Here is a 26,839-nt window from a genome sequence, read left to right on the forward strand (position 1 = left end):
ATCTCACGCGAGTGCTGAGAATCCTGGGCTTTAAAAAGACAATGAAGGCGATGCGGCTGGTGGGTGCGTGAGAACCCCTTTAGGCCCTGAAAAAAAGCCATAAACTCGTCTGGAACGCGTTGGAGAGGCTCGCAGTCTCGTCGTCCCATTGATGGCCGAAAAGGCAACCAAACGCACTGCGGCGGTCAGCAATCATGCGTCGCATTGCAATCTCATCGGGTTTCCACACAGCCTGCTTCTTTATCGAACAGCGCGCGTTGCACGTCGAGCGGTACGATTTCGTCGTCGAAGCGCCCCGCCGCTTGCGCGTCCGCCGTGCGCTGCTGACTCGTCAACGCATACTCGTCCTGGGCTTCGCGCGTAATGCCGTAGCGGCGCGAAACAACCTCGGCCGTTTCGATCATCGCCATGTAGGCGGCGGGTTGATGCGCGAGCACCGCTTCGGAGCGTGAGCGATAGCTGTTCTTGTACTTGTTCTGCGTAAGCGTGATCGACTCGACGCCGCCCGCCACCACGATCTTCGCGTCGCCGCACAAAATGCCTTGCGCGGCGCTCGCAATCGTCATCAGGCCCGACGAGCACATGCGGTCCATCGCCATGCCCGGCACCGACGACGGCAACCCCGCCGCGGCGGCCGACAGCCGGCCGATGTTGTAACCCTGGGTGCCCTGCTGCGCAGCGCACCCCATCAGCACGTCGTCGATCTCCGCGCCGTCGAGTTGCGCGCGCTCCAGTGCCGCACGCACCACATGGCCGCCTAACGCGGGCGCTTCGGTATCGTTGAACACGCCGCGATACGCTTTGCCGATCGGTGTGCGTGCAACCGATACGATGACCGCTTCGTTCATGAGCTATTTCCTCTACGGGTTCTACTGCTACGAATGGCTACAGGTAGTAACGGCTGATGGTGTCGGCCACGCAGCCGGGTTTGGACTCGCCGTCAATGTCCACGGTGACGCGAATCCACGCCTGCACGCCGCCCTCGAACGCTTCGGCGCGCAGCAACTGGCCGACGCCGCGAAGCCGCGCGCCGACGCGCACCGGCGCGGGAAAGCGGATCTTGTCGCAGCCGTAATTGACGCCGAGCCGCGCGCCGTCGATGCGCACGATTTGCGGCAAAAAGAAATTGACCAGCGCGAGCGTGAGGAAGCCGTGCGCGATGCACGCGCCGAATGGACCGTGCCGGGCACGTTCGGCATCCACATGGACCCATTGATGATCGAGCGTTGCGTCGGCAAAACGGTCGATCCGCGTTTGATCGACTTGTAGCCACGCGCTTTCGCCAAGCACTTGCCCCACCGCCGCGATCAGTTCGCCGGGATGCGCGAACACGCGCGCGGGTTGCGGGTCGCCGCCGACCTCGGCCATGGCGCGCTCCATCACGCGTGCTGGCTGCTGACCGACAGCACTTCGCCGGTCATGTACGACGCGTAGTCGCTTGCGAGAAAGACCATCACGTTCGCCACCTCCCACACTTCGGCGGCGCGTCCGAATGCTTCACGCGACGCCAGTTGATCGAGCAGGTCGGCCGAAGCCGACTTCTTCAGAAAATCGTGCAACGCAATACTCGGTGCCACTGCGTTGATGCGCACGCCGTACGGCGCGGCCTCGAGTGCCGCGCAGCGCGTCAACGCCATGACCCCGGCCTTCGCCGCCGCGTAATGCGCCTGTTCCGCCTGCGCGCGCCAGCCGAGCACCGACGCGTTGTTGACGATCACGCCATGGCCGCGCTGCTGCATGTGCGGCAACATCGCCCGCGTCATCCGGAACGTGCCGGTGAGGCTAATGTCGATCACGCGCGACCATTCGGCATCGTCCATTTCGACGATGCGGCGCGCGCCGCCGAGCCCGGCGTTGTTGATCAGCACGTCGACGCCCGCCAGCTTGTCCTCGGCCTCGGCCACCAGCGCGCGCACATCCTCTTCCACCGAGACGTTGCACAGGCGCCCGTAAATGGCCTGCAATCCGGTTTCGGCGCGCAGCGTCTCGACCGCTTGCGCCAGCCGCCGTTCGTGGATGTCGGAGATAAACAGCGCACGGCAGCCCTCTTCCGCCGAGCGCTTCGCGGCGGCGAAGCCGATGCCCACGCCGGCGGCGGCGGTAATCAGCACCGACTTGCCCGCCAACAACTGATGACCCGGCACATACGCGGGCGCGCTGCGCACCGTTTGAGACTCGTTCATAGCGTTCCTCTGGGTTCTTTCGGCATGCCGAGCCCGCGCTCGGCCATGATGTTGAGCTGGATTTCGTTGGTGCCCGCGTAGATCGTGTCGGCGCGCGAGAACAGGAAAACGCCTTGCAGACGGCTGCGTTTTGCGTCGTCGGCGGCGAGCACGTTCGCGTTCGGCCCGAGCACGTCCATGGCCAGCTGGCCGAGTTCGCGGTGCCAGTTGGACCAGTAGTACTTGTAGATCAGCGCCTCGCGGCCCAATGCGCTGGCGGCGGCCGCGTTTGCCGTGTTGGCATCGTCGGCGCCGGCCAGCATGCGCAGCGCGTTGTAGCGCATCACGCGCAAGCCCGCCCACGCCCGCGCGATCCGCTGCCCGATCACGGGATCGTGCGCAACGCCCGTCTCGTGAGCGGCGTCGATCACCCAGTCGAGTTCGCGGATGAACTGCATCTGCTGGCCGAGCGTGGACATGCCGCGTTCGAAACCGAGCAAGGTCATCGCAATGCGCCAACCGTCGCCCGGAGCGCCGACGAGATCGTCTGCAGCGGCGAGTGCGCCGTCGAAGAACACCTCGTTGAATTCCGCGCCGCCGTTCATCTGCCGGATCGGGCGGATCTCGACACCGGGTTGATCGAGCGGCAGCAGCAGGAAGGAAAGACCGCGATTGCCGCGCGAATCAGGATCGGTACGCGCAACGACGAAGATCCAGTCGGAATCGTGCGCGAGCGAGGTCCAGACTTTCTGGCCATGAATGCGCCAGTTGCCCTGGTCGTCGCGAACCGCGCGAGTGCGGATGTTCGCGAGATCGGAGCCCGCGCCGGGTTCCGAATAACCCTGACACCAGAACTGCGTGCCGTTCAGGATACCGGGCAGGAAACGCTTGCGCTGATCGTCGGTGCCGCAGGCAATCAGCGTCGGGCCGAGCAGGCCTTCGCCGATATGTCCCATGCGGCCGGGGCCGCCGGCGCGCGCGTATTCCTCGTGGAAAATCACCTGCTGCGCGACCGTGAAGGCGCGGCCGCCTTCGCTCGAGGGCCAGCCCAGTCCCGTCCAGCCGCCGTCCGCCAGTTCGCGTTCCCATTGCTTGCGCAGCGCCGGATAGGCGTCTTCGTCGCCGGGACCACCTCGGTATTTCAGGCACGCGAATTGGCCCGTCAGATGCGTGCGCATCCAGTCGGCGACTTCGACGCGCAAGCGCTCGTAGTGTGTTTCGCTATTCATCACAGCACTCCCGCAAGCACGTTTTGCGCGTGGTCGCCGTGCGCGTCGGCAGGTGCCCCGGACTGCGGATCGCGGCGATCCACGAGTCGTTGCGCGATCCACGACAACATTTGCGAACTCGTGCCGAATAGCGCGCTCGACGCCTGAGCCCGTTTGAAATACAACTGCGGGTCGTATTCCCAGGTGAAACCGACCCCGCCGTGCAACTGGATCGCTTCCTGCGCGCAGAAGCGGAACGCGTCGTTGGCGGTCGCTTTGGCTGCGGCAACATCCGCGAAGACATCCGCGTCAAGTGATGCAGCGGAGCTCGCCTGATCCCACGCTTGCGCCGCACCTAGAACGACAGAACGGCTGGCTTCGATCTCGACCAGCATCTGCGCGCAGCGGTGTTTGACGGCCTGAAACGATGCGATCGCGCGGCCGAATTGCACACGATCCGCGGTGTAGGCCAGCGTGAGATCGAGGCATTGCTGTGCGCCGCCGACCTGTTCGGCGGCGAGCGCCAGCGCGGCGAACCAGGCAGTGTGCGAGAGCACGCGTTCGGCTTCGCGGCCACGAGCCAGAACGGCGGAACGCGGCAGTTCGACGTCATGCAGGTCGAGCCGCGCGAGGGGACGCGTCGCATCGAGCGTGACGAGCGGCGTGCGCGTCAGCCCCACGATGTCCACGCCACGCAGCTCGAACAGCGCGAGCGTCTGGGCTTCGTTGGCAACCCGCGCCGGCACCAGTAGCAGTTCGGCGCTCGCGCCATCGATCACCTGATCGAGTGTGCCGGACAGACGGTAACCGCCGCCGGTTTCTTCCGCGTGCAGCGGGGCCGTGCGCGCATCGAAGTCGAATCCGGAACCCGCCGAAACCGGCAACGCGAGCGTGGCGCTCAATTCACCGCTCGCGATCCGTGCGAGGTGCTCACGCGCTGCCTCTGCATCGCCCACGCCGTGGCCCAGCATCGCCAACGCCGTCGCCGCCAGACAGACGGTGCCGAAGTACGGCACGCACGCGAGCCGCCGGCCCAGTTGCTCCATCAGCAGCACCAGTTCCGTCGCGCCCAGACCGGCGCCGCCCGCGTCTTCCGGCACTGTGAGCGCGCACCAGCCGAGTTCGCCCGCGATCGTGCGCCACAGCGCCTCATCACGACCCGCGCCCTGTTCGATCGCCTGCCGCACCGCTGCCGACGCGCTGTGCTCGGCTAGCACCTCGGCCGCCGCGTCGCGAATCATGATCTGTTCTTCGGAAAGAGCGAGGTTCATCGCATCAGCTTCCGTAGACGCGCTGTGCGGGCTCGCGCTGCGCGACCAGCGCGGCGACCGCGCCGCCGATTTGCGCGACGTTCCAGCGCGCGCCGTTGTCGATGCTCGGGCCGGTGCGCCAACCTTCGGCCACCGCGATCATGCCGCCCGCGGCCTCGAACACCTGGCCGGTCACCTCGCGCGACGCGGCGCTGCCGAGCCACACCACCAACGGCGCGACGTTGGCGGGATCGAAGTAGTCGAAGCCATCAGCGGGCTTCTTCATCATGTCGGCGAACACGCCTTCGGTCATCGACGTGCGCGCGGCCGGCGCCAGCGCGTTCACGCGAACACCGTAGCGTTGCAGCTCGGCGGCCTGCATCAGCGTAAGCGCCGCGATGGCGGCCTTGGCCGCGCCATAGTTCGCCTGTCCGATCGAGCCTTGCAAGCCCGCGCCGGAACTCGTGTTGACGATCCGCGCGTCTACCTCGGCGCCCGCCTTCGACGCCTCGCGCCATTCGCGCGCCAGCAACTGCGCCATGCAGAAATGGCCACGCAGATGGACGCGCATCACGTCGTCCCAATCGGTTTCGCTCATGCTGGCGAACATCCGGTCGCGGCAAATGCCCGCGTTGTTCACCAGCACATGAATCTCGCCGAACGCCCCGTGCGCGGCATCGACAATCCGTTGCGCGGTATCCATGCGCGTAATGTCGTCCGCGTTGGCGAGCGCGCGTCCGCCTGCCCGCGCGATCTCGTCGCAGACCGCTTGCGCGGCGTCCTCGCGAATATCGTTGACCACTACCGCCGCGCCTTCGGCGGCATACGCCAGTGCATATTCGCGGCCCAAGCCGCCTCCCGCGCCGGTGATAATCACCGTGCGGCCGTTGCAGATTCCCATGCTTGATCCTCGTAGACAGTGATGTGCCTGGTTCCCGCTTACAGGCGCTCGATAATCGTGACGTTGGCGAGGCCGCCGCCTTCGCACATGGTTTGCAGGCCATAGCGGCCCTGCGTGCGTTCGAGTTCATGCAGCAGACTGGTCATCAGCCGCGCCCCCGTTGCGCCGAGCGGATGACCCAGCGCGATCGCGCCGCCATTCGGATTGGTGCGTTCGTGCGGATAACGCATTTCGGCGAGCCAGGCCAGCGCGACCGACGCAAACGCCTCGTTGAGTTCGACCACATCGATATCGTCCAGCGTCAGGCCCGCTTTTTTCAGCGCATGACGGGTCGCGGGAATCGGCGCGGTGAGCATCCACAGCGGATCGTCGCCGAGCACGCTCAGGTGATGAATCCGGGCACGCGGCGTCAGGCCGTAACGCTTGAGCGCGTCTTCGGAAACGATCAGCAATGCGGCGGCCGCATCGCACGTCTGGCTGGAAACGGCGGCCGTCAGCGCGCCACCGGGCATCAGCGGTTCGAGCGATGCCATTTTCGCGAGCGTGGTGTCCTTGCGCGGCGTTTCGTCATGCACGACGCCCGCGAACGGCGCGATTTCACGTGCGAAATAGCCGCCCTCGATCGCCGCCAGCGCACGCCGGTGACTTTCGAGCGCGTACCGTTCCATGGCCTCGCGCGACAGATTCCAGTGATCCGCGATCCGCTGCGCCGCATGAAACTGCGAGACCGGCGCGTCGCCGAACCGCGCGCGCCAGCCGATGCTGCCGGAGAACGGATCGCTGAAACCGAGCGGCACGGCCGCCGTCATCGCCGAAGAAATCGGAATCTGCGTCATGGTCTGCACGCCACCCGCGACCACCACGTCCTGCGTGCCGCTCATCACCGCCTGCGCGGCGAAATGCACGGCCTGTTGCGACGATCCGCACTGCCGGTCCACCGTCACGCCCGGCACCGTCAGCGGCAGACCGGCGGCAAGCCAGCAGGTGCGCGCGATATTGCCCGCCAGCGGCCCGATCGTATCGACGCAGCCGAACACCACGTCGTCGTAGTCGTCGGCGGGAATCGCGTTGCGCGCCACCAGTTCGCGCAGCACGAAGCCGCCGAGGTCCGCGGCGTGCACCTGTGCAAGGCCGCCTTTGCGGCGGCCGGTCGGCGTGCGCAGCGCGTCGACGATATAAGCCTGTCTCATCACGACTCCAGTTCGAAAGTACGGGCCGGCCCGATCGGTGCGCGATCCTCGATCAGCGCAGCGGCGACGCGAGCCTTGTGAAACGTCGTGTCGCCCCAGCTATTCGCGAGCGCCCAGATGCGTTTCATGAAAATTTGCAGATCGAGTTCCCACGTGTAGCCGATCGCGCCATGTACCTGCATGGCGTGGCGCGCGGCGAGCTGCGCGGCGGCGGTGGCCGCGAGCTTCGCGTGAGAAACGTACAGCGCGCGTTGCGGGTCGTTGTCGGCAATCGCGTACGCCGCGCGATACACCACCGGCCGCGCGAACTCGTAGCGAATCGCGACGTCGGCGAGCAGATGCTTGAGCGCCTGATACGAGCCGATCGGCTTGCCGAACTGCTTGCGCTGCGCGCTATAGTCGATCGCGACGTCGAGCACGCGCTGCGTCAGGCCGAGCAATTGCGCGGCGACGGCGAACGCGCCGCGATCCAGCGCGCCGGCCAGCAGCGGCGCGGCCGTTTCGCGCGAGGCCACTCGCGTCGCGTCACAAGGCGTCCATTCGACTTCGAACAAACGCCGCGAAGGATCGACGCTTTCCACCGCGTTCAGGCGGCACGCATGCGGCGTGAGCCAATGCAATTCACCGCCGTGCTCGGCCAGCAAAACCTGCGCGACGTGCGCGTCGGCGACATACGGATTCACCGGATGCGCAATCGCCACCCGCGCCGAGCCCGCCGCGATATCGCGCAACAACGCGTCGCGCGCTTCGCTCGCGGGTAGACCGGCGAGCAGGCCCACGGCCACCAGCGCCGTATCGAGCAGGGGCTCGGGTCCGGCGAAGTAACCGTAGGTCTGCGCGAGCAGCGACCATTCCACTTCGCCGAGACCGAGGCCGTCGTGAGTCTCGGGCACCGACACCGCCGTCAAGCCTTGCGCGGCGATCATCTGCCACAGCGCGTCCGAGCGACCCGTCGGCGTGTGCCACAACTCGCGGATCAGTTCTGGCGTCATCTCCGTCATGAGAAAACGCCGGACACTGCTTTCCAGCGCTTCCTGATCCTCGTTGAATACGAAATCCATAGTTCCTCGCTCAATCCTTTAAGCGCCCGCAAGCGGGCTCGTTGCGGCGGCCGGCGGCGCTTCGCACCGGCATCACGAGCGCGGCATGCCCAGCATCCGTTCAGCGACGATGTTCCGCTGGATCTCGTTGGTGCCCGCGTAAATCGGCCCGGCCTGCGCGAACAGAAAGCCGTCGAGCCAGTTGCCGAGCGCGGCATGCTGCTCGCGCGTTTGCGGCACCACCTCGGCGCGCGCGCCGAGAATGTCGAGCGCGGTCTGATGCATGCGCAGATCGAGTTCGGACCAGAACACCTTGTTGGTGCTCGACTCCGCGCCGATATGGCCGCCCTTCTGCAGACGGCTGGCGGTGGCATAGGTCGACAGCGCGTACGCCTGCGCGTCCATCCATGCGGCGCTCACGCGCTCGCGCAAGGTGGGATCGCGGTCGGCCTCGGCGCGATGTGCGAGGTACAGATCGCGCAACGCTTCGGCGGTGCGCTGAAAACGTGCGGGCGAACGCAGCATCAGGCCGCGTTCGAAGCCGGCGGTTGCCATCGCCACTTGCCAGCCCATGCCTTCGCCCGCCAGACGGTTGTCGACCGGCACGCGCACGTCGTCGAAAAAGATTTCCGCGAAACCCGTGTGGCCGTTCAACTGCCGGATCGGCCGCACGGTGATGCCGGGTGTCGACAGCGGCACCATCAGGAAAGTCAGCCCGTGGTGGCGGGTGGATTGCGCGTCGCTGCGAAACAGGCCGAACAGCCAGTCGGCCCAGACCGCGCGCGTCGACCAGATTTTCTGGCCGTTGAGGATGTATTCGTTGCCCGCGCCACCCTCGGTACGGATCGCGCTCGCGCGAATCGCGGCCATATCCGAGCCCGCGTTCGGCTCGGACCAGCCTTGCGCCCACACATGCTCGCCGGCGGCCATGGCCGGCAGAAAGCGAGCTTTCTGCTCGGGTGTGCCGAAATCCATCAACGTAGGACCGAGCAGGAAAATGCCGTTCTGATTCACACGCATCGGTGCATCGGCGCGCCAGTATTCTTCTTCGAAGATCAGCCACTCGATCAGATCGCAGCCGCGTCCGCCCAGTTCGCGCGGCCACGTCACCATGCTCCAGCGGCCCGAATGCAGCGTGCGTTCCCACGCGCGGTGCGCGGCGAAACCGGCTTCGGTGTCGAAGCTCGGCAGCGGCTCGCGCGGCACGTGCGCGGCGAGCCAGTCGCGAATCTCCGCGCGAAACGCGCGTTGCGCCGGCGTGTAGTCGAGCTTCATGCGCGCGCTCCGGCTAGCGGTTCGGTTTTAGGTTCGGTTTTAGATGCAGCCGCATCGAACTGCGCATCGCGTTTCTCGACGAAGGCCGAACGCGCCTCGGCCGAATCGTTCGTCATATACGCCTGCAGCGTGAAGCCCTGTTCCCAGCGGTATTTGTCTTCGAGGTCGCCGTCTTCCACGCCGTTCAGCGCCTCTTTCGCGAGTTGCAGCATCGCGGGACTCTTGGCGGCGATCTTGCGCGCCAAGTCGAGCGCCGCGTCGCGCAACTGCTCGCGCGGCACGACGCGTTCCACCGCGCCGAGGCGATAGGCGTCGGCGGCGTCGACCATGTCGCCGGTGAAATACATTGCGCGCACTTTCTGCACGCCGAACATGCGCTGCAAATGCGCGCCGCCGCCCATCGCGCCGCGATCGATTTCCGGCACGCCGAAACGCGCGCAGTCGGACGCGACGATCACGTCCGCCGCGCCGCAGATACCGATGCCGCCGCCCAGCACGAAGCCGTGCACGGCGACGATCACCGGCTTCGGATTGCGGTGCACGGCGCGAAAGGTCGCGTAATTGCCGGCGTTGACCGCGACGATCCGCTCCGGATGCGCGGCCAGTTCCTTGATGTCGACGCCCGCGCAAAAGCCGCGTCCCGCGCCGCGCAGCACGATCACGTGCACGCTGTCGTCGCGGCCGAGCGCGTCGATCGCATCGGCCAGCGCCTGCCAGCCGCGCGTGTCGAGCGCATTGACCGGCGGCTGATCGATCACCAGCTCGCCGATACCGCCTTCGCGTTCAAGCCTGAACGGCAGCGAGCGGACGCTGTCGAGGGGTTCTGTCATGGTCTCCGTCCTGGTGAATGATGTCTGTAGACGCGGCCGGCTCACGCGTGAACCGGAATGCCGCGCATTGCGGCAAGTGTGTCGAGCCGCGCCGAGGCTTCGTCGACAATGCGTGCGATCACGCTGTCGCATGACTCGAGCGAGCCGATCATCGCGGCCACCTGGCCGCTCGGCAGCACGCCGTCGTCCGGCTCGCCGTCGACGATCGCGCGCTGGATCAGAAACGGCGCGTTCGCGGCCATCAGCGTCTGGCTCGCGGTGTAGCTGTGCTCGCGCAACGCCTTGAAACCGAGCGACGCCATTTGCGCGACACTCATGCCGCTCTGGCGACGCCACGCTTCGGCGGTGCGCAGCGCGAACAGCGTGCGGCGCAACGGCCCGAATGCTTCGAGACGCAGCAGGTAGGGGTTGTCGATCATGCGTTGCGGCAAGCCGTCGAGCGCGGCCGAGACGCGAATGCGCGCGGGGTCGTCGACGGCCACGTAGCGTTCGAGCGTCGTGCGCGGCACTGGCGATTCCTCGGTCATCAGAAAGCGCGTGCCCATTGCGATACCGGCCGCGCCGTACCCGAGCGCGGCGGCGAGGCCGCGTCCGTCGAAAAAACCGCCTGCGGCGATCACCGGTACGTTGACGGCGTCGAGCACACGCGGCAGCAGCAGCGTGGTGGGTATCGAGCCGGTGTGACCGCCGCCTTCGGCGCCTTGTACGGTGACTGCGTCAGCGCCGAGTTCCACCGCTTTCTGCGCGTGTTTCGGCGCGCCGACGGTGGGAATGCACATCACGCCCGCGTCCTTGAAACGGCGGATCGTCTTCGCGTCAGGTCCACGGCCATAGCTCACGGCGCGCAGCTTGTGTTTGATCGCCAGATCGACGACTTGCGCCGCGTTCGGCTGGAACATGTGGAAGTTGATGCCGAACGGCTGGTCCGTCAGTGCCTTCACCCGCAGAATCTCCGCTTCCACGCGTTCGGCTTCGAGCGTCGCGCCGGCGAGAAAACCGAAGCCGCCCGCGTTGCAGGTGGCCGCGACGAGCCGCGCGTCGGCGACCCAACCCATTGCCGTTTGCACGATCGGATAGCGGCAGCCGAGCAGGTCGCACAGCGGCGTGTGCAGCGCGGCGGTCATGCGGCTTCTCCGTTTGCGGCCGCGTCCGGGCGTTGGGACTCCGCCATCTTGCGGGCGTCGTAACCGCCCAGCTTGTCGCCGCTCACCAGTTCGTTGTGAGCATGTGCGAAGTGATGCCAGGCAAAGGCCGCGTCCATGGCCGCGCGCTTGCCCTGCAATTCCTCGACGTGATTCACCGCCTGCTTGGTGAGCGTCAATCCGAGCCGCGGCATGCGCGCGATCTTCGCGGCGATTTCCGTGGTGGTGTCCTGCAAACGTTCGCGCGGCACGACCCGGTTCACCATGCCCATCTGATACGCGCGCGCCGCATCCATCCGTTCACCGAGGAACAGAAATTCCTTCGCGATGCGCGGATTCAACTCATACGCATGCGCAAAATATTCGACGCCAGGAATCCCCATGCGCACGACCGGATCGGAGAAGAACGCATCGTCGGACGCGACGATCAGATCGCAGACCCACGCCAGCATCAGACCACCCGCCACACACGCGCCCTGCACCATGGCAATGGTCGGCTTGGGCAGATCGCGCCAGCGGCGGCACATACCGAGATACACCTCCTGCTCGCGGGCATACAGAAACTCGCCGCCTTCCTTGCCGACATGGTCGTACCAGAGCGAGGTCCGCTCGAACGATTGATGAATGTCGCGGCCCGGCGTGCCGATGTCGTGCCCCGCCGAAAAGTGCTTGCCCGCGCCAGCCAGCACGATGACCTTGACGGCGTCGTCGTTGGACGCGCGTTTGAACGCGGCGTCGAGCGCGTACGTCATCTTCGAGTTCTGGGCGTTGTGATACTCGGGGCGGTTCATCGTGAGGGTCGCAATGCCCTCGCTCACGCGATAGCCGACAACTTCGTCGGCGGCGTCGGCTGCACCCGTGGATGGATTGATCGACATGACGTCCCTCACGCGCTGCGTGGCGCGGGGTTATTGCGCACGACGCTGGCGCGCAGGTTGTGGGGGTCGAGCGCGCGCACGATGCGCAGATCGTCCGCGGTGGGCGGCGGCGTCACCTGCATCTCGGGGTGCGCGAGCAGCGCGAAACCGGTCAGCTCCTGCACTTCGTCGAAGCTCACGCCGGGATGCAGCGAGCGCACCTGTACCGCGTGATCCGCACCGCCGAAGTCCATCACGCACAGATCGGTAATCACGCTGCGCAGATCGGTGAACGCACGCATGCCCGGAATTTCACGCGCGGGGTTGTAGCCCACGCTGCACACCATGTCCACTTCCCCGGCCACGAACGTGCGCTTGCCATGTCCGCTGACGAAAAACGAATTCGCGTGATTGATGCTGTTGCCTGGAAAACCGCGCGCGCCGAGCAGTTGCGTTTTCGGGCGCGCGTAGTCGTCGCCGAGCCACGAGATGTTGGCCTGGCCGAAGCGATCGATCTGCGTCGGCATGACCAGCGCATGACGCCTGCCATGCCAGACGCAATCGAACACGCGCTCGTAGGTCATCAAGCCGCTTGCCTCGACGCGATAGCCCGCTTCACGCGGCCCGAGCGGCACGGGGCTTTCCACCAGATACGCCTCGCCGTCGGTCAGCATCAGTCCGGCGTTATAGGCCAGACGCGCGAGACCCGCCGCGAGGCGCGGCCCCGTGCCGATGCCGGTGGCCAGCACTTCGCCGTCGTCGCGCCAGACTCGCGCAGCGGCGGCGATCATCAGTTCCGCAAGGGAATAATCGAGAGAGTCGCTCATTTGCGCTCCATTACAGAATCGGCAACGGCAAAGCCGCCACATGGGACCGGCCGCCTGCGCGTTGCAGATAGCCCGGTTCGTCGGCGCCCACTACATCGCGCAGATAAGCCGCGGTTTGCGCCGCATCTTCGGCGCTCGCGCAATACGTCTTCAGGTGCGGCAAATCCCAGCCGTAAGCCGGCGCGCACGAAGTAGGATGCGCACCGCACGGCGCCTGCACCACGCCGGTCACGAGCGAACGCTCGAAGGTATTGCGGCGCGCGAGATCGAGGTCGCTGCTGGCGAGCGAATCGACTACGGTCTCGCTGCTGACGAAGCATTTCGCCGCCGCCCGCGCGAACCATGCGTCGAAGAACGGATCCGGGCCGTCGATACGCGTGTTGCCCAGTTTGTCCGCCGCATTCACGTGCAGCAGCGCGGCGTCGAGTTCGAGCGCGGGCATGGCGAGCAGGGTCTCGCCGCCGTACGGCGACTGCACCGTGCGCAGATGCGGCGCGTGCTTCAGCAGATCGGTGCCGAGCCCGACCCGCGTGGGCAGAAACGGCAAACGCGCGGCGGCTGCACGCAGGCCGAGTTGCAGCAGGCCTTCGTCGAGTTCCAGCACGTCGATCGCGCCGGCTTCGCGAGCCCGGCGAAAATGCGGCTCGAGCGGAATCACGTCGAGCGAGACGAAACCGAACACCACCTTGCGCACCTTGCCCGCCGCGCACAGCAGTCCGACATCGGGTCCGCCGTACGCGACCACCGTCAGGTCCTTCAGATCCGAGCGGACGATTTCGCGCACCAGCGTCATCGGTTTGCGGCGCGGACCCCATCCGCCGATGCCGATCGTCATGCCGTCGGCGAGTTGCGCGACGACGTCGCGCGCGCTGAGTTGTTTGTCGAGAGTTTTCATATCGGTCTAGCGGAATCCCACGCTGAAGTCATGTCCCCACAAACTCACGCGGGTCGCTTCGTAGACGCTGTGCTGCGCCCAGTCGACCGTCAGTCCGCCGTAGCCGTACTCCAGATCGAAGCCGCCCGGCGTCTTCATGTAGAACGAGGTCATGTGGTCGTTGCAATGACGGCCGAGCGTGGCGGAAAGCTTCACGCCCTGCGCGGCGACGCGGTCGAGCGCGCGGCCCACCTCGTCCATGGAATCGACTTCGGCCATGACGTGAATGCAGCCCGACGGCACCGCCATCTCCATGATCGCGAGGCTGTGATGCCGCGCATTCTTGCAATGCAAAAAGTGGATACGCTTTTCGGGTTCGGCAGGGTCGTCGGTGAAGCGCACGCGGAAGATGTCCGAGAGCTCGAAGCCCATCACGTTGCGCATGAACGAATCCGTGGCGTCGAACTGCGGGGCGGGCAGCACCGTATGGCCGAGACCCATCGCACCGGTGACGAAACCGGGCACCCCGAGCGGTGACGCGAAACGGCGGAAATCGGCACGCATGCCCCAGAAAAACTCGTGCCGGTTGCCGGACGGATCGACACACCACACCATCGCCTGCACGCGGCGCAGCGCGACTTCGTCGGCGCTCGCGCGGACCGCTTCCACGCCACACAATTCGAGCGAGCGGATCGCATTGTCGAGCGCCGCGGCGTCGGCCAGTTCCCAGCCGGACGCGAAGTAGCGATCGGTATCGCCGGGCACGATCAGATAGCGGAAATCGCGCTCGTCCATCTTCAGATACAGCGCGCCGTTCGCGACGTTCTGCGTCTGCATGCCCAGCACGTTGTCGGCGTAATCGCGCCATCTGTCGACCGTGGCCGACCGCACGACGACGTAGCCTAAAGCCCGCACTTCGATCATCTCCGACTCCTCCAGAAGCTGTTGTTGTCAGGCTTATTCTGGCGCTGCGGGGGCGGGGTTACATCGTCTGTTGGGACTAGCTTGCGGGGCTGTTTTCCGGGGTCTTGGCGTGGTTGACGGCGCGGGTTTCCGCGTTGGTTTTCGGATCGCTTCCAGCGTCGCTCCCTGCGTCATTTCCCGCCCCTTCGCGCAGACGGTACTTGAGCACCTTGCCCGCCGCACTGACCGGCAAACGCTCGACCAGCGACAGAAAGCGCGGCACCTTGTAGTTCGCCATGTTCCTGCGCGCCCACCCGGTCAGTTCCTCGACGCTCGCGTGCTCGCCCGCGCGCAGCACGACGAACGCGTGCCCTACTTCGCCGAGCCGCTCGTCGGGTACGCCGATCAGCGCCACCTGCGCGACCGCCGGATGCCCGCTGAACAGCCGCTCGATCTCCGCCGGATAGCAGTTGAAGCCGCCGACGATAAACATGTCCTTGATGCGATCCGTAATGCGTAGATAACCGTTGAGGTCGAGCGTGCCGAGGTCGCCGGTGTGCAGCCAGCCGTCGGCGTCAACGGTATCGGTCGCGTTGTCGCGCTGACCGAAATAGCCCTGCATCACGTTGTAGCCGCGAATCTGCACTTCGCCGGTTTCGCCCGTGGCGAGTGCTGCGCCGTTGCTATCGGCGATCCGTACTTCGACGCCCGGCATTGCACGGCCCGAGGTGTGCGCGACGGTTTCGGCGTCGTCGCCGCGCCGGCACAGCGTCGCGAATCCGCACGATTCCGTCAGGCCGTAGCCTGTCAGCACCATGTCGAAACCCAGTTGCGCGCGCATCCTTTCGATCAGGCTCGGCGCAATGGCCGCAGCGCCGGTCACCGCCACCCTCAGCGACGACAGATCGCGCGCCGCCAGATCCGGCATGTCGAGCAACGCGTGATACAGCGTGGGCGGTCCCGGCAAAACCGACACCTTGTCGCGCACGATCCGTTCGAGCACGCGCTCCGGGTTGAACACCAGATGCGGCAAAATCGTCGCGCCGCTCGCCAGCGCCGCGAGCCAGCCGGCCTTGTAGCCGAACGCATGAAAGAACGGATTGACGATCAGATAGCGATCGCTGCCGCGCAGCGTCGCGATCTGCGCCCAGTCGTGGACCGCGCGCAGATTCTGGCCGTGCGTGGTCATCACGCCTTTCGGGCGGCCCGTGGTGCCGGACGTGAACATGATGTCCATCAGCGTATCGGGGCGGACCGTCGCTTCGCGGCTGCGGAAGGTTTCCATCGAGGTACCGGCCGCGCGCAACAGGAACGCGTCCCAGCTTTCGTCGCGGCCGTGATGCTTGCTGGCGCCGGGCTCCACGTCCCCGTCGAACACGACGATCCGCTCCAGCGACGCAGGACGGTGCGGCGCCAGCATCGCCGGATACGAATCGCCGAGGAAAGTACCGCAGCAGAACAGCAGCCGCGCGCCGCTGTCTTCCAGAATCGCCCCGGCTTCAAGGCCTTTCATGCGGGTGTTGATCGGCACCAGCGCCGCGCCCGCGCTATGAATCGCCAGCGCCGCGACGATCCATGACGCCACGTTCGGCGCCCAGATCGCTACGCGCTCGCCCGGCTGGATGCCGCAGCCGATCAGCGCGCGCGCCGCCGTGATGCGGGCGGCGTCGAGTTGCGCGTAGCTGAGGTTGCCCTGCGCGGTTTCGATGGCGGTGCGCGTGCCGTGGCGCGCGGCGCCGTGCGCGATCAACGCGGGCGTCGTCAGAATGTGGTTCAGCGTCATGATGAATTCGATGAAAAGGGTTTGCGGCGCACGTACGCACGAATGACGCGCCCGCGCGCCGCGAACCTAGTCGGGGAAAGCCACGCGCAGCGTCGCGCTGGCAGGGGTCGCGCTGCACGCGAGGGTCCAGCCGTCGGCGAGATCGCCTGCGTCGAGCACGTGGTTCGCGTTCAGGGTCACGCTGCCTGCCACCACCCGGCACATGCAGGCGCCGCACAAGCCGCTGCGGCATGAGTTCGGCGCGGGCACATCGGCGCGTAGCATCGCGTCGAGCAGGGTTTCGCCGGGCTCGCTGGTGAGATGGAAGGTGGCGCCGTCGAGTTGGGTTTCGATGGCAGCGGTGACGGTGGTGACAACGGTAGCGGCGACGGCAGGCGGCCCGATCGCGTGGGTGGCAGCACCGGGTTCGCCGTTGCCGCCACGCTCGCCTGCCGGCAGATCCGGCAGCGAAACAAACCGCTCCACATGCACCTTCGCACGCGGCAAGCCGAGCGCCAGCATCGCCGCCAACGCGTTCTCCATGAACAGCGCCGGTCCGCAGATAAAGCAATCCTGCTGGCTCCACGGCCGCGCCAGTTCTTCCAGATGACGCTGTTGTGGAATGCCCTGCACGCTATCGAGCCAGTGAATCACGCGCAAACGCCCCGCGTGCCGCTGCCCGAGTTGCCGCAGTTCATCGGCGAAAATCACCGACTGCGCGTCGCGGTTCGCATAGATCAGCGTCAGCATGCCGCGTCCATTCACCAGCGCCGATTTCAGAATGGACAGCACCGGCGTGATACCGCTGCCGCCGGCGAACAACAGCAGATCGCCGTCGAGCGAGCGCGGCGTGAAGACGCCCGCCGGCGCCATCACATCGAGCTCGTCGCCTGGCTGCACGCTGTCGCACATCCAGTTCGACACGCGGCCGTCGCGCACCCGCTTGATGGTGATCTTCGGCGCGAGGTCGATACCCGGCGCGCTCGACAGCGAATAACAACGCTGCAGGGTCGCCTCGGCGCACGGCACCTTCAGCGTCAGAAACTGCCCCGGGCGATAGCTGAACGCCTCGCGCAGCGCCTGCGGCAGGTCGAACACGAAAGAGCGCGCGTCGGCGCTCTCCGCGATCACGTCCGCCACTTTGAGCCGGTGAAAACGCGCATCAGCCATGACGGGCGAACTCAGGCCACGCCCATGATCAGCTGCGCGTTATCGATCCGATACTCGCTGCCGTTGATGAAGCGCGATTCGTCCGAAGCGAGGAACAGCACCAGATTCGCGATGTCTTCCGGCAGGCACATGCGCGCCTGCGGATCGATGGATTGCGTCAGCGCGTCGCGCGTGCCTTCCGCCGAACCGAAGAACGGCGCGGTCATCGGCGTGAGAATGCCGTCGGGGTGGATCGTGTTGCAGCGCACCTTGTAGCCCTGGGTCTTGCAATGCGCGGCGATCGCACGCGTCATCGCGGTAACCGCGCCCTTGCTCGCCGAATACGCGCAGAACGCGCCGAGGCCGCCCAACGCCGCGACCGAAGACATATTGACGATCGAGCCGCCCTTCTCCTTCATCGCCTTCACCGCCGCGCGGCAGCCGAGAAAATAACCTTCGGCGTTGATGCGCAGCACGTTCTGCCACTGTTCGAGCGTGGTGTCTTCAATGCTGCCGAGCAACAGCACGGCGGCGTTGTTGACCAGCACGTCCGGCGTGCCGAAGTTCGTTTGCGCGGCGCCGAACACGTCGTTCCAGCCCGCTTCCGAGGTGATGTCGTGGCGCACGAAACGCGCCGCGTCGCCGATTTCCGCCGCCACCGCACGGCCCGCTTCTTCGTTGACGTCGGTCAGCACGACCCGCGCGCCTTCACGCGCGAACAGCAGCGCGTCCTGTTTGCCGACGCCGCTCGCCGCACCCGTCACGACGGCGATCTTGCCTTTGAGTCTGTCTCCCATCTTCGTGCTCTCTTTCAGTGTCAGTCAGTTTCAGTCAGGGAATGGGTGCGGTTCGCGAGAACCACGCCCGCTGCGGCCCGGCCCGCCTGGCGGCCGGACCAGATACAGTCCGCGAGCGAGAGGCCGCTCACGTAATGATCCGATGCCAGTCCGCACGCGGCGCGGCCGGCGGCAAACAGACCCGCGACCGGTTCGCCTTGCGCCGACAGCACCGCGTTGCTCGTTTCGTCGACCCGCAGGCCGCCGAGCGTGATCGACGGGCACGGGAAAATGCGGCTGTCCGAGGAGATATCGATCGCGTAGTAAGGGCCGTGCGTAAGCGGTTTCAGCATGGCGGCGGATTTGCCGAACTCGCGATCGACACCGCTCTGCGCGGCCGCGTTGTAAGTGGCGACGGTGTGCTTCAAGACCGCCGGATCGCAGCGCATGCGTCCGGCAAGTTCGTCCAGCGACTTGCCGCGCTTACGACCCGCGAGCATCAGCAGCAGTGCGGGCACGCTTTGAAACGCCCACAGCTTGCCGCGCCGGCACTCGTGCAGTGCCTGCTTGACCAGACGCGCGTCGAGAATCAGCCACGCGTGGCCGTCGCGGGTTTCGCACATGGCATGACCGAGCGCGGCGCCATACACTTCCTCGTTGCAGAAACGCGCGCCGCGACGGTCCACGACGCAGCCCTGCGCCCACGCATACGGCGGGTTGATGAAACGCCATGCGGACACGCGTTCGAGCCGCGTCGCCACGCCGCCCGCCGATACGCCGAGCCGGATGCCCGCGCCGTCGCAACCGGTCGTGCCGAGCCGCCAGTTCGGCAGATAGCGCGGCGCGTGACGCGCGATCATCGAACGATTGAAGATGAAGCCGCCGGTGCTGAGAATCACGGCGTCGGCCTTGATCGTGATGAGCCGGCTTTCGCGCAACTCGATACGATGCAGCGCGGCGCGCAATCTATCCGCCCACGCCGGCATGCCGTTATGCAAACGTTCGGCCCACCGCGCGAGCCGTTTATGCGCGCGCTGCGCCTGACCCGGCGCAACCTGCCAGACCTGTGCGCCGATCACGCGACCGCTGCGGTCGGTCACGAGGCGGCGCACGCTGGCGTGGCACATCGTGTCGATAAACGGTTGCGACTCGACCGCGCGATGCAGCGTGTCGTACAGCACGCGTCCCGACATGCCGTCGCCGACCACGCGATGCCCACGCGGCGCAGGCGCATGTTCGTGCTCGGCGTCGCCCACTGCCTCGTTGCCGGAGAAGTACAGGTAATAACGATTCTGCGGATACGAGGTTTTGCGCGGCGGCACCGACGCGCCGAATTGCACGCCGAGCCGTTCGAGCCAGCGCAGCATCTCCACGCTGCCCGCGCAAAAGCGTTCGAGCGTCGCGGCAGAGACGGCGTCGCCCACTTCCTGTTGCAGGTACGCGAACATCGCCTCGGGCGTATCGCTGTAGCCTGCTTCGTTCTGGTAACGCGTGCCGCCGCCCGCATACACTACGCCGCCGCTTTTCGCGCTCGCGCCGCCGCCTTCGAACCGTTCGACAATACGGACCTTCGCGCCGGCGGCCGCCGCTTCGAGCGCGGCGCAAGCACCGGTCGCGCCGAAGCCCGCGACCAGCACATCGCACACATCGTCCCAGCGCATCAGCGCGGCTTCGTCGACGACGAGCGGCGCTTCCACCGGCGTCGCGAAGTCGTGTTGGGCGGTTGGCGAATCGTGCATGGCGCGCTGTGCCTCGTTCAAACCGTCGCGCAACGCACGGGAGTCGTAGCGGTCGTATAAACCCCGTCCACGTACACCAGCGGATCGACCTCGCCGCTGATCAGCACCTGTTCCACGCGGCCGATAAAAATCGCATGTGTGCCGTAGTCGAAACGGCCGTCCTGCGCGCAGATCAAACTGGCCTGCGCGTCGAGCAGAAACGGCACGCCGTTTGCCGAGCGTTGCCAGTCGCCGGTGCTGAAACGCTCCTCGCCCTTCAGGCGGCCGCTGCAATCGATCGCAATGTGCTGATGCTGCGCCGACAGCACGTTCACGCAAAACGCCGCGCCCTGATCGAGCGGCGGAAAAATCGACGAATTGCGGTTGATGCAAATCAGCAGCGAAGGCGGTTCCGTGGATAGCGAATCGACCGCGGTGGCCGACATGGAATAGCGGCGTTCGCCGTCGCTGCAACTGATCACGGCAACCGAGCGCGCAAGGCGGCGCATGGCAAGCAGCATGTCGGCGCGCAGCGGGTGGGCATTGAGTTCGGTCATGGTGTGACTCCGCGAAGTTCGCTGTGGGCCTGGGTGTTCGCTTCTGCGTCGACTTCGGCTTTGCCGTCGGCGAGATGATTGGCGGCGATGTAGCCGAAGGTCATCGCCGGGCCGAGCGTCGAGCCCGCGCCCGGATAGCTCGCGCCCATCATCGACGCGCTGGTGTTGCCGATCGCGTAGAGGCCGGCAATCGGCGACCCGTCCTCGCGCAGCACACGAGCGAACGCGTCGGTGACGAGCCCGCCTTTCGTGCCGATGTCGCCCGCGTCGACGCGCACCGCGTAGAACGGTCCGGTGTCGAGCGGCGCAAGGCAGGGGTTCGGCTTGACGCTCGGGTCGCCGTAGTAGGTGTCGAATGCGTTGCCGCCTTTGGCGAAGTCTTCATCCACGCCACGGGCGGCGTAGCGGTTCATCTTCGCCACGGTGTCGCGCAAGCCTTGTGCGTCCACGCCGATCAGCGCGGCCAATGCGTCGAGCGAGTCGGCCTTGTACAGCAGCGAGCGAAACGCCGTGGGAATCCGCGAGTCGGGCATCATTGAACCCGGCATGATCGGCCCGCACGGATAGTTGCGGCGAAAGCGCGCGTCGAACACCATCCACGCGGGCACGCAGGCGCCCGTTTGCGCATGGTCGCGATACATGGCGGGAACGAACTCCGAATACGGCGCGGCTTCGTTGACGAAGCGCTTGCCGAGTCCGTTGACGATCACGCAGCCGGGCAAATTACGCTCCACGAACAGCGCGCGCTGCTTTTCCTCGCGATCCACATGCACGGTCGGCGCGCCCCACACATGCTCCATCAGGGCGATACGTGCGCCGAGTTGCTGGCCTGCCGCGATGGCGTCGCCGGTATTGTTGGGCGGGGTTGCGCTCCAATGCGCTTGCGTCGGATTCGGCAGATAGCGTTCGCGCATGGCCTGATTCCGCTCGAAACCGCCCGCTGCGAGAATCACGCCGCGTCTGGCCAGCACACGCACCGGCTGGCCATCGCGTTCAACCACGACGCCCGTCACGCGCCCATCGGCTTCGAGCAGCTCGCGCATCGGCGCGTTCAGCCACACCGGCACCTTGCGGTCGAGCAAGGCGCGGCGTAAGCCACCGGCCAGTGCATTACCCAGCGTCAGACGACGATCGCGCCGCGAGCGCATCCGCGAACCGATATCGAACCAGTAGCGGCCGAACTGCTTCAATGCGAGACCGATATAACCGGGCGCCTTCGAGAGCAGCACATGCGCTTCCTTCGACGTCACCGCCACGCGTCCGCCGACCAGCGTCCCCGGCGAGGGCAGCCGCAGCCGCGCGAATTCCGCACCGAGCGACGCACCGTCGACCGGCAACGGATCGAGCGCGCGATAACCCGGCATCGAGCCCGGCAGATGCTGAAAGTAGTCGGCATACTTCGGCAGCGATTCGTAGCGCACCGGCGTATTTGCCTCGACATAGCGCAGCATCTCCGGCGCGCTGTCGAGATAGGCGTCGATCTTGTCGCTGGCTGTCACGCCTTGCGTGCAGGCGTCGAGATAGGTGCGCGCCGCTGCGCGCGTATCGGTCGCGCCGAGTTCGGCGATATGGTGATTGCACGGAATCCAGATGCCGCCGCCCGACACCGCCGAGGTGCCGCCGTACACGTCGCTCTTTTCGAGCACCACCGCCGAGAGGCCGCGGTCGGCCGCGCGGCAGGCGGCCAGCATGCCACCCGCACCGGAGCCGACCACCACCACGTCGAACACCTGAGTCTGCGTTTGCTGTTCGCTCATGGCGGTGCCCGTCAGACGAAGAAGTCGGTGTTCGGGCGTCCCAGCATCACCGCGCCGAGGTTCTGTCCGAAGCGATCAAGGTTGTTCGCGTAGTGCGCGCGCGCCGCATGCAGATCGAGGAAACGCCGCACCAGCGGATTGCGGTTGTAAATGCCGTTGCCGCCCGCGTAACGCAGCAGCGCATTGGCCGCCTGCGCGCAGCGTTCGGCCACCTGCGCGGATTGATAGCGGAACAGCACGCGACGTTCGATCGATACCTCGGGGCCGCCGTTGGCCGCCGCCATCAGCTCAGCGAAGTTGCGCCTGAGCAGCACCTTCATTTCGTCGATCGCGACCGACGCGTTGGCGCACGCGGTTTGCGCGCCGGTGTCGTCGGTCGTTTTCGCGCCGCTGTTGGCGCTCACGCGCGTGGCGGCATAGCCGGTGAAATCGTCGAGCGCGCCCTGCAATGCGCCGATGCACGCCGTGCAAACCGCCCGCACGAAAATCTGCGCGAACGGCAGATGAAACAGCGCCGCGTCGTTCACCGCGAGACCGGGGCTCGTGCCCATCATGCCGTCGATCGCCTTGTGCGTGCGGTAGTCCGGCACGAACACATCGTTCACGACAATGTCGTGGCTGCCGGTCGCGCGCAAACCGAGCACGTCCCAGTCCTGCTGGATCGTGTAATCGCTTTTCGGCAGCAAAAACGTGCGGTATTCGGGCGGCTCACCGTCTTTTGCGGGCGGCACCAGGGCGCCGAGAAACACCCAGTCGCACAGTTCGCTGCCGCTGGAAAATTTCCAGTGACCCGCGAGGCGAAAGCCGCCTTCAACCGGCGTGACGCGTCCCACCGGCATATACGTCGAGGCGATCAGCGTGCTCGGGTCCTCGCCCCACACGTCCTGCTGCGCGCGTTCGTCGAACAGCGCGAGCTGCCAGTTATGCACGCCGACCACGCCGTACACCCACGCGCTCGACATGCAGCCGCGCGCCACCGCCATCTGGATCTCGAAGAAGGTCTGCGGATCGAGTTCGTAGCCGCCATAGCGTTTCGGCTGCAATACCTTGAACAAACCGGCCGCCTGAAAATCGGCCACCGTTTCGGCGGGAAGGCGTCCGTTGGCTTCGGCCTGCGCGGCTCGCGCGGCCAGCACCGGCGCGAGGGCTTCGGCGCGGGCGATCAGTTCGGCTGCAAGGGTGTTCGAATCGTTGTCTCGATGCACGGCTGTCTCCTGTCGATCCGGCCTGGCGCGTCGTTCCGGGTCAGCGCTCTGGCGCTTGCTCCGGTCGCATGACGCCGACGCCGGTCTCACGCGCGAGAGGTTTCGCGCTTGTTCTGTTGGGTTCATCTTCGAGGGCCGGCCGGCGCGTCGCATCGTCTGAAGAGACTAGCGGCACGCGCGACCGGTTCACGCTCGCACGGCGTCAGGCGATCACCTGGTCCTTCTGCCGCTCCGCCTTGACGCGGTTGAAGTAAGGGATCACGTGCTCGCCGATATTGCGGATCGTTTCGAGCTGCGCTTCCTGCGGCACGGTGCCCATCTGACACAGGAACAGCACTTCATCCACGCCCGCTTCCATCAGGCGGCCCACGTAGCCGATGCAATCGTCGACGGTGCCGTACGCGTGATTCGGGTTCATCATCGAGAGCGCGGGGTCGCTGAAATCGACCACCACTTCTTCCGACGCGAAGCGCGAGCGGATCACCATTTCGCCGGTGTTGCCCTTCACGAGGTCGTCGCCCCAACTCGACGGATCGGGACGCTCGCCGCCCGTGTACCAGTACGCGAGCGATTCCATGAAATAGCGCTGCCCGCGAATGCCGATCTTGCGAGCCTGCTGGCCGTCGTTCATCACCACCGCCGGGCACAGCGCGGCCAGATGCCGGGTCGGCCGGAAGCCGACCTGGTCTTCTGCTTTGCGGGTGTCCCACGCTTCGCGATACAGCGCGTTTTTCTTCGCGACTTCATCGGGGCCGCCGAAGCCGAGCACCAGCGCGCCCAGGCCGCGTTGTCCGGCGCGCAGCAGGCCGTCGTTGTTGGTGCACGCCATGTACATCGGCGGATGCGGGTCCTGGAACGGCTTGGGGTGGATCGGCCGTTTGGGGATCTTGATGTATTTGCCATCGTGCTCGATCTCGTCCTGCACGAACATCTTCGGGACGAGATACATCGATTCGTCGATCATCGGCTGCAGTTCCGCGAGGTCGTAGCCGAACGCACCGGCTTCCTGCTGGCTGCCGCCTTTGCCGACGCCGAAATGCACGCGGCCGCCCGACAGAATGTCGAGCATCGCGACGCGCTCCGCGACCTTGATCGGATGGTTCATGGCGGGCGGCAGGCAGATCACGCCGTGGCCGAGGCCGATGCGGGTCGTGCGGCCGGCCAGATACGCGAGGAAGGTTTCCGGCGCGCTCATGTGCGCGTAGTTCGTCAGCGACGTGTGTTCGACGCACCAGACGGTGTCGAAACCCATCTGCTCGGCAAGCAGGGCCTGCTCGACGGTCTCCTTGAATACCCGGTGATCGCCTTCCCGCGAAGCGTCCGTGGTCTGGGCTTCGTAAATCAGAGAAAACTTCATTGCGTGCGTCTCCATGAATTTTGGACTGTGCTGAATCGGGCGGTCCGCCTGCAATCCGGCGCTGCACCTGCCCGGCATCGTGACGGTCCACGAAACGCAGTTTCAGATCGCGCGTGCTTGCCGGCATCGTCTGTTTGGATTAACGGCGGGGGTTTGGCGGAGAAGTTTCCATCGGCGCGGTGGCCGGATCCGTTCGAGGCCTGTTTCAAGGCCTTTTTTTGCGTGCCGGCTAGTCCGATTGGACCTCGTGCGACGCGTGCGCGCAGCGCTACGATCGAATCGCGGTCAAGCAAAAACCACGCGAAAGACAACGCGAAAGACAGCGCAAACAACAACGCTCAACGATGGGAGTGCCATGCAATGAAAGCTTCGATAATGCTGTACCCGGTCGACTCGATCGACGCGGCACTGCCGCTTTTTGTCGACGGGCTAGGGCTGGCGGTAAAATTCCGTGACGGCGAGCGCTATTGCGCGCTCGATGGCGTGGGGCTGACGATTGCCCTGATCGCGGGCGAGGAACGGATCGTCGAGCGCCCCGCGCTGGTGTTCCGCGTGGAAGAAAACGACGACCTGTATGCGGCGATGGCGCGCGTCGTGGCGGCCGGGGCTTCGGTTCGGGTGCCGGTGCAGCAAGGTCCGCACGAACTGCGTGCGGTGCTGGAAGATAAGAACGGCGCGCTGCTGGTGTTGTCGCAGAAGCGCGTGGGTCTTTAACCCAGCGGCACCACGCTGCCCAGCAGAATCCGCACGAGCGTGGCCTGACGCGTCACGCCGGTCTTCGAGAAGATTGCCCGCAAATGCGCCCGTGCGGTGTTTTTGCTGATCCCCAACTCGTCGGCCGCTTCTTCGAGCGTCAAGCCATTGGTCAGCAGCAACGCCAGCGACGTTTCCGCCGGCGTGAGATCGAACAGCTTGCGCACGATCTCCTGCGAGCCCTGCGACTTGCGATCGGGGTCGCGCAAAAACAGCACGGTCGCCGGCCGCCGCTTGTTGTCCTCGGACCAGTCCGAGAGCGGAATCGTGCGCACCAGCACGCCGAGTTTCGGCTTGTCGCAACCGCGCGTGATCGGCATGGCCTCCACGATCGGCGCGGCGGTGCCGAAGTGCCCCATCAGCGCATGACGCACGAGGCGTTGCAGATTGCGGTTCTCCTGCGCGTCCGTCGCCTCGACATTGCCGTGCGCGATACGCAGCCCATTGCCTTGCGCGAGGATTTCGTCGGCCACGCTATTGGTGCGCATGATCGCCCCGCTCTCGTCGAGCGTGACGGTGCCCACCAGCATCCGGTCGATCGCGCTCGCGTACAGCGTGCGCTCCGATTCGACGATATCGAGCCGCGAATGCAATTCGACCGCGCGCCGCAAATGCGGCAGCAGCAACGCGCAAAACGCCTTGTCGCGCGCGGAAAAATGCGTTGCGCTGTGCTTGCGGCACACCCGGAAACGGCATTCGACACCCGACTCCGTGCGCAGATCCGCGCCCATGATGTAGCGGATATCGGCCGGCTTCAGGAACTGCTTGTACAACTCGCTGGTGAGCCAGCCGGTGTCGCCGAATACTTCGTCGACGGTTACCACGCGATCCGCGGGCAAACCGACGAACGGATCGAGCGAATAGTAGTAGTTGTTGTACGATGCTTCGCCCGGCACGCCTGCGCCCATTTCCGACGCATGCACCATCAGCCCGCGCCGGTCGCTCGAAGGCGAGCGCAGAATCAGCGTCACATAGCTCGCGCCGAGCGAGGTACGAATCAGTTCGAGTGCGCTGGCCCAAGGGGTGCTTTCCAGCGGGCCCTGATAAATACGCGCGGCAAGCTCGCTGAATTGCGCGACGTTCATGTCCGGCAATTCGCTCGCGGTTTGGCCCTCTTCGGGGCCCATTTTGTCTCCATCAACACGCTCCGTCCTCCATGCGATTTGGCATCGCGACGCCAAGCTTACGGGCCGCTCCGTCCGCTGGCATCGGTGGAAGTACTTAGCTGGGGAAAGTTTCGCAGAGCGTGCGAACGAAGTCTCGTCCAATCGGACGATGCCCCGGCCGGAGCGCCGCGCTTCAATGCATTCAGTGTCATGCCCGATGCACCGCCGCTCGTGTTTTGC

At 65.9% G+C, this 26,839-nt stretch carries 24 protein-coding genes and 1 pseudogene; 1 reads left to right on the top strand and 24 read right to left on the bottom strand.

Annotated elements, in window-relative coordinates; genetic code table 11:
• Nucleotides 1–236: 236 nt before the first annotated feature.
• The 23 genes and pseudogenes from BX591_RS33235 to BX591_RS33345 all read right to left on the bottom strand — a co-directional run.
• Nucleotides 237–848, bottom strand: a pseudogene (locus tag BX591_RS33235) (thiolase family protein); the annotation flags it as partial.
• A 37-nt stretch (nucleotides 849–885) separates the two neighbouring features.
• Entirely contained in the window at nucleotides 886–1,368 is a 483-nt protein-coding gene (locus tag BX591_RS33240; protein ID WP_111935553.1) for a MaoC family dehydratase, read from the bottom strand.
• 11 nt (nucleotides 1,369–1,379) lie between these two features.
• Nucleotides 1,380–2,183 (bottom strand): SDR family oxidoreductase, encoded by an 804-nt coding sequence (locus BX591_RS33245; RefSeq protein ID WP_111935554.1) that lies wholly within the window; start codon nucleotides 2,181–2,183, stop codon nucleotides 1,380–1,382.
• Nucleotides 2,180–3,391: an acyl-CoA dehydrogenase family protein gene (locus BX591_RS33250; protein ID WP_111935555.1), complete on the bottom strand. Its 1,212-nt coding sequence runs from the start codon at nucleotides 3,389–3,391 to the stop codon at nucleotides 2,180–2,182. Before BX591_RS33250 ends, BX591_RS33245 begins: the two co-directional genes overlap by 4 nt.
• A complete protein-coding gene (locus BX591_RS33255) occupies nucleotides 3,391–4,641 on the bottom strand; it encodes an acyl-CoA dehydrogenase family protein (protein WP_111935556.1) in 1,251 nt (416 codons plus the stop codon). Before BX591_RS33255 ends, BX591_RS33250 begins: the two co-directional genes overlap by 1 nt.
• Nucleotides 4,642–4,645: 4 nt before the next feature.
• Nucleotides 4,646–5,521, bottom strand: coding sequence for an SDR family oxidoreductase (locus tag BX591_RS33260; protein ID WP_111935557.1), 876 nt, complete (start codon nucleotides 5,519–5,521; stop codon nucleotides 4,646–4,648).
• A 38-nt stretch (nucleotides 5,522–5,559) separates the two neighbouring features.
• Nucleotides 5,560–6,711: an acetyl-CoA C-acetyltransferase gene (locus BX591_RS33265; RefSeq protein WP_111935558.1), complete on the bottom strand. Its 1,152-nt coding sequence runs from the start codon at nucleotides 6,709–6,711 to the stop codon at nucleotides 5,560–5,562.
• Nucleotides 6,711–7,772, bottom strand: coding sequence for an acyl-CoA dehydrogenase family protein (locus BX591_RS33270; protein WP_111935559.1), 1,062 nt, complete (start codon nucleotides 7,770–7,772; stop codon nucleotides 6,711–6,713). Before BX591_RS33270 ends, BX591_RS33265 begins: the two co-directional genes overlap by 1 nt.
• Nucleotides 7,773–7,844: 72 nt before the next feature.
• Complete coding sequence (locus BX591_RS33275) at nucleotides 7,845–9,026, bottom strand: acyl-CoA dehydrogenase family protein (RefSeq protein WP_111935560.1); 1,182 nt, start codon at nucleotides 9,024–9,026, stop codon at nucleotides 7,845–7,847.
• Complete coding sequence (locus tag BX591_RS33280) at nucleotides 9,023–9,856, bottom strand: enoyl-CoA hydratase family protein (protein WP_111935561.1); 834 nt, start codon at nucleotides 9,854–9,856, stop codon at nucleotides 9,023–9,025. Before BX591_RS33280 ends, BX591_RS33275 begins: the two co-directional genes overlap by 4 nt.
• Nucleotides 9,857–9,897: 41 nt before the next feature.
• On the bottom strand, nucleotides 9,898–10,980 hold the full coding sequence (locus tag BX591_RS33285) for an NAD(P)H-dependent flavin oxidoreductase (RefSeq protein ID WP_111935562.1): 1,083 nt from the start codon (nucleotides 10,978–10,980) through the stop codon (nucleotides 9,898–9,900).
• Entirely contained in the window at nucleotides 10,977–11,876 is a 900-nt protein-coding gene (locus BX591_RS33290) for an enoyl-CoA hydratase (protein WP_176343150.1), read from the bottom strand. Before BX591_RS33290 ends, BX591_RS33285 begins: the two co-directional genes overlap by 4 nt.
• Before the next feature lie 8 nt (nucleotides 11,877–11,884).
• The gene (locus BX591_RS33295) at nucleotides 11,885–12,682 is read right to left on the bottom strand and encodes a CoA-transferase subunit beta (RefSeq protein WP_111935563.1); all 798 of its coding nucleotides are present in this window, start codon (nucleotides 12,680–12,682) and stop codon (nucleotides 11,885–11,887) included.
• Nucleotides 12,683–12,692: 10 nt separating this feature from the next.
• The gene (locus BX591_RS33300; RefSeq protein WP_111935564.1) at nucleotides 12,693–13,577 is read right to left on the bottom strand and encodes a CoA transferase subunit A; all 885 of its coding nucleotides are present in this window, start codon (nucleotides 13,575–13,577) and stop codon (nucleotides 12,693–12,695) included.
• A 6-nt stretch (nucleotides 13,578–13,583) separates the two neighbouring features.
• The gene (locus BX591_RS33305; RefSeq protein WP_111935565.1) at nucleotides 13,584–14,480 is read right to left on the bottom strand and encodes a VOC family protein; all 897 of its coding nucleotides are present in this window, start codon (nucleotides 14,478–14,480) and stop codon (nucleotides 13,584–13,586) included.
• A gap of 76 nt (nucleotides 14,481–14,556) precedes the next feature.
• Entirely contained in the window at nucleotides 14,557–16,242 is a 1,686-nt protein-coding gene (locus BX591_RS33310) for a FadD3 family acyl-CoA ligase (RefSeq protein ID WP_111935566.1), read from the bottom strand.
• A gap of 66 nt (nucleotides 16,243–16,308) precedes the next feature.
• Nucleotides 16,309–17,391 carry a ferredoxin--NADP reductase gene (locus BX591_RS33315; protein WP_111935567.1) on the bottom strand — a complete coding sequence of 361 codons (1,083 nt, stop codon included), beginning with the start codon at nucleotides 17,389–17,391 and terminating at the stop codon, nucleotides 16,309–16,311.
• A gap of 11 nt (nucleotides 17,392–17,402) precedes the next feature.
• Entirely contained in the window at nucleotides 17,403–18,167 is a 765-nt protein-coding gene (locus BX591_RS33320) for an SDR family oxidoreductase (protein WP_111935568.1), read from the bottom strand.
• A gap of 20 nt (nucleotides 18,168–18,187) precedes the next feature.
• A complete protein-coding gene (locus BX591_RS33325; protein WP_111935598.1) occupies nucleotides 18,188–19,885 on the bottom strand; it encodes an FAD-binding protein in 1,698 nt (565 codons plus the stop codon).
• A gap of 17 nt (nucleotides 19,886–19,902) precedes the next feature.
• Nucleotides 19,903–20,421 carry a flavin reductase family protein gene (locus tag BX591_RS33330; protein ID WP_111935569.1) on the bottom strand — a complete coding sequence of 173 codons (519 nt, stop codon included), beginning with the start codon at nucleotides 20,419–20,421 and terminating at the stop codon, nucleotides 19,903–19,905.
• Nucleotides 20,418–22,178, bottom strand: coding sequence for an FAD-dependent oxidoreductase (locus BX591_RS33335; protein WP_111935570.1), 1,761 nt, complete (start codon nucleotides 22,176–22,178; stop codon nucleotides 20,418–20,420). Before BX591_RS33335 ends, BX591_RS33330 begins: the two co-directional genes overlap by 4 nt.
• 11 nt (nucleotides 22,179–22,189) lie before the next feature.
• Complete coding sequence (locus BX591_RS33340) at nucleotides 22,190–23,383, bottom strand: acyl-CoA dehydrogenase family protein (RefSeq protein ID WP_111935571.1); 1,194 nt, start codon at nucleotides 23,381–23,383, stop codon at nucleotides 22,190–22,192.
• Nucleotides 23,384–23,585: 202 nt separating this feature from the next.
• Nucleotides 23,586–24,740, bottom strand: coding sequence for an LLM class flavin-dependent oxidoreductase (locus BX591_RS33345; RefSeq protein ID WP_111935572.1), 1,155 nt, complete (start codon nucleotides 24,738–24,740; stop codon nucleotides 23,586–23,588).
• A 360-nt stretch (nucleotides 24,741–25,100) separates the two neighbouring features.
• Between BX591_RS33345 and BX591_RS33350 the strand changes: the two genes are divergently transcribed.
• The gene (locus BX591_RS33350) at nucleotides 25,101–25,454 is read left to right on the top strand and encodes a VOC family protein (protein WP_111935600.1); all 354 of its coding nucleotides are present in this window, start codon (nucleotides 25,101–25,103) and stop codon (nucleotides 25,452–25,454) included.
• On the opposite strand, the gene BX591_RS33355 is transcribed toward BX591_RS33350, so the two are convergent.
• Nucleotides 25,451–26,620, bottom strand: a complete 1,170-nt coding sequence (locus BX591_RS33355; RefSeq protein ID WP_244147188.1) for a helix-turn-helix transcriptional regulator — start codon at nucleotides 26,618–26,620, stop codon at nucleotides 25,451–25,453. The two genes, BX591_RS33350 and BX591_RS33355, sit on opposite strands and share 4 nt — an antisense overlap.
• Between the last annotated feature and the right edge of the window lie 219 nt (nucleotides 26,621–26,839).

The organism is Paraburkholderia bryophila (genome assembly GCF_003269035.1).
Lineage (GTDB): Bacteria > Pseudomonadota > Gammaproteobacteria > Burkholderiales > Burkholderiaceae > Paraburkholderia > Paraburkholderia bryophila.

Coding starts and splice junctions, on each gene's coding strand:
- BX591_RS33265 (WP_111935558.1), bottom strand. CDS start 6,711: ATGAGACAGGCTTATATCGTCGACGCGCTGCGCACGCCGACCGGCCGC.
- BX591_RS33310 (WP_111935566.1), bottom strand. CDS start 16,242: ATGACGCTGAACCACATTCTGACGACGCCCGCGTTGATCGCGCACGGC.
- BX591_RS33350 (WP_111935600.1), top strand. CDS start 25,101: ATGAAAGCTTCGATAATGCTGTACCCGGTCGACTCGATCGACGCGGCA.
- BX591_RS33335 (WP_111935570.1), bottom strand. CDS start 22,178: ATGAGCGAACAGCAAACGCAGACTCAGGTGTTCGACGTGGTGGTGGTC.
- BX591_RS33300 (WP_111935564.1), bottom strand. CDS start 13,577: ATGAAAACTCTCGACAAACAACTCAGCGCGCGCGACGTCGTCGCGCAA.
- BX591_RS33275 (WP_111935560.1), bottom strand. CDS start 9,026: ATGAAGCTCGACTACACGCCGGCGCAACGCGCGTTTCGCGCGGAGATT.
- BX591_RS33315 (WP_111935567.1), bottom strand. CDS start 17,391: ATGGCTGATGCGCGTTTTCACCGGCTCAAAGTGGCGGACGTGATCGCG.
- BX591_RS33355 (WP_244147188.1), bottom strand. CDS start 26,620: ATGGGCCCCGAAGAGGGCCAAACCGCGAGCGAATTGCCGGACATGAAC.
- BX591_RS33240 (WP_111935553.1), bottom strand. CDS start 1,368: ATGGCCGAGGTCGGCGGCGACCCGCAACCCGCGCGCGTGTTCGCGCAT.
- BX591_RS33295 (WP_111935563.1), bottom strand. CDS start 12,682: ATGAGCGACTCTCTCGATTATTCCCTTGCGGAACTGATGATCGCCGCC.
- BX591_RS33280 (WP_111935561.1), bottom strand. CDS start 9,856: ATGACAGAACCCCTCGACAGCGTCCGCTCGCTGCCGTTCAGGCTTGAA.
- BX591_RS33330 (WP_111935569.1), bottom strand. CDS start 20,421: ATGACCGAACTCAATGCCCACCCGCTGCGCGCCGACATGCTGCTTGCC.
- BX591_RS33255 (WP_111935556.1), bottom strand. CDS start 4,641: ATGAACCTCGCTCTTTCCGAAGAACAGATCATGATTCGCGACGCGGCG.
- BX591_RS33345 (WP_111935572.1), bottom strand. CDS start 24,740: ATGAAGTTTTCTCTGATTTACGAAGCCCAGACCACGGACGCTTCGCGG.
- BX591_RS33325 (WP_111935598.1), bottom strand. CDS start 19,885: ATGCACGATTCGCCAACCGCCCAACACGACTTCGCGACGCCGGTGGAA.
- BX591_RS33260 (WP_111935557.1), bottom strand. CDS start 5,521: ATGGGAATCTGCAACGGCCGCACGGTGATTATCACCGGCGCGGGAGGC.
- BX591_RS33245 (WP_111935554.1), bottom strand. CDS start 2,183: ATGAACGAGTCTCAAACGGTGCGCAGCGCGCCCGCGTATGTGCCGGGT.
- BX591_RS33290 (WP_176343150.1), bottom strand. CDS start 11,876: ATGTCGATCAATCCATCCACGGGTGCAGCCGACGCCGCCGACGAAGTT.
- BX591_RS33250 (WP_111935555.1), bottom strand. CDS start 3,391: ATGAATAGCGAAACACACTACGAGCGCTTGCGCGTCGAAGTCGCCGAC.
- BX591_RS33270 (WP_111935559.1), bottom strand. CDS start 7,772: ATGGATTTCGTATTCAACGAGGATCAGGAAGCGCTGGAAAGCAGTGTC.
- BX591_RS33305 (WP_111935565.1), bottom strand. CDS start 14,480: ATGATCGAAGTGCGGGCTTTAGGCTACGTCGTCGTGCGGTCGGCCACG.
- BX591_RS33285 (WP_111935562.1), bottom strand. CDS start 10,980: ATGACCGCCGCGCTGCACACGCCGCTGTGCGACCTGCTCGGCTGCCGC.
- BX591_RS33320 (WP_111935568.1), bottom strand. CDS start 18,167: ATGGGAGACAGACTCAAAGGCAAGATCGCCGTCGTGACGGGTGCGGCG.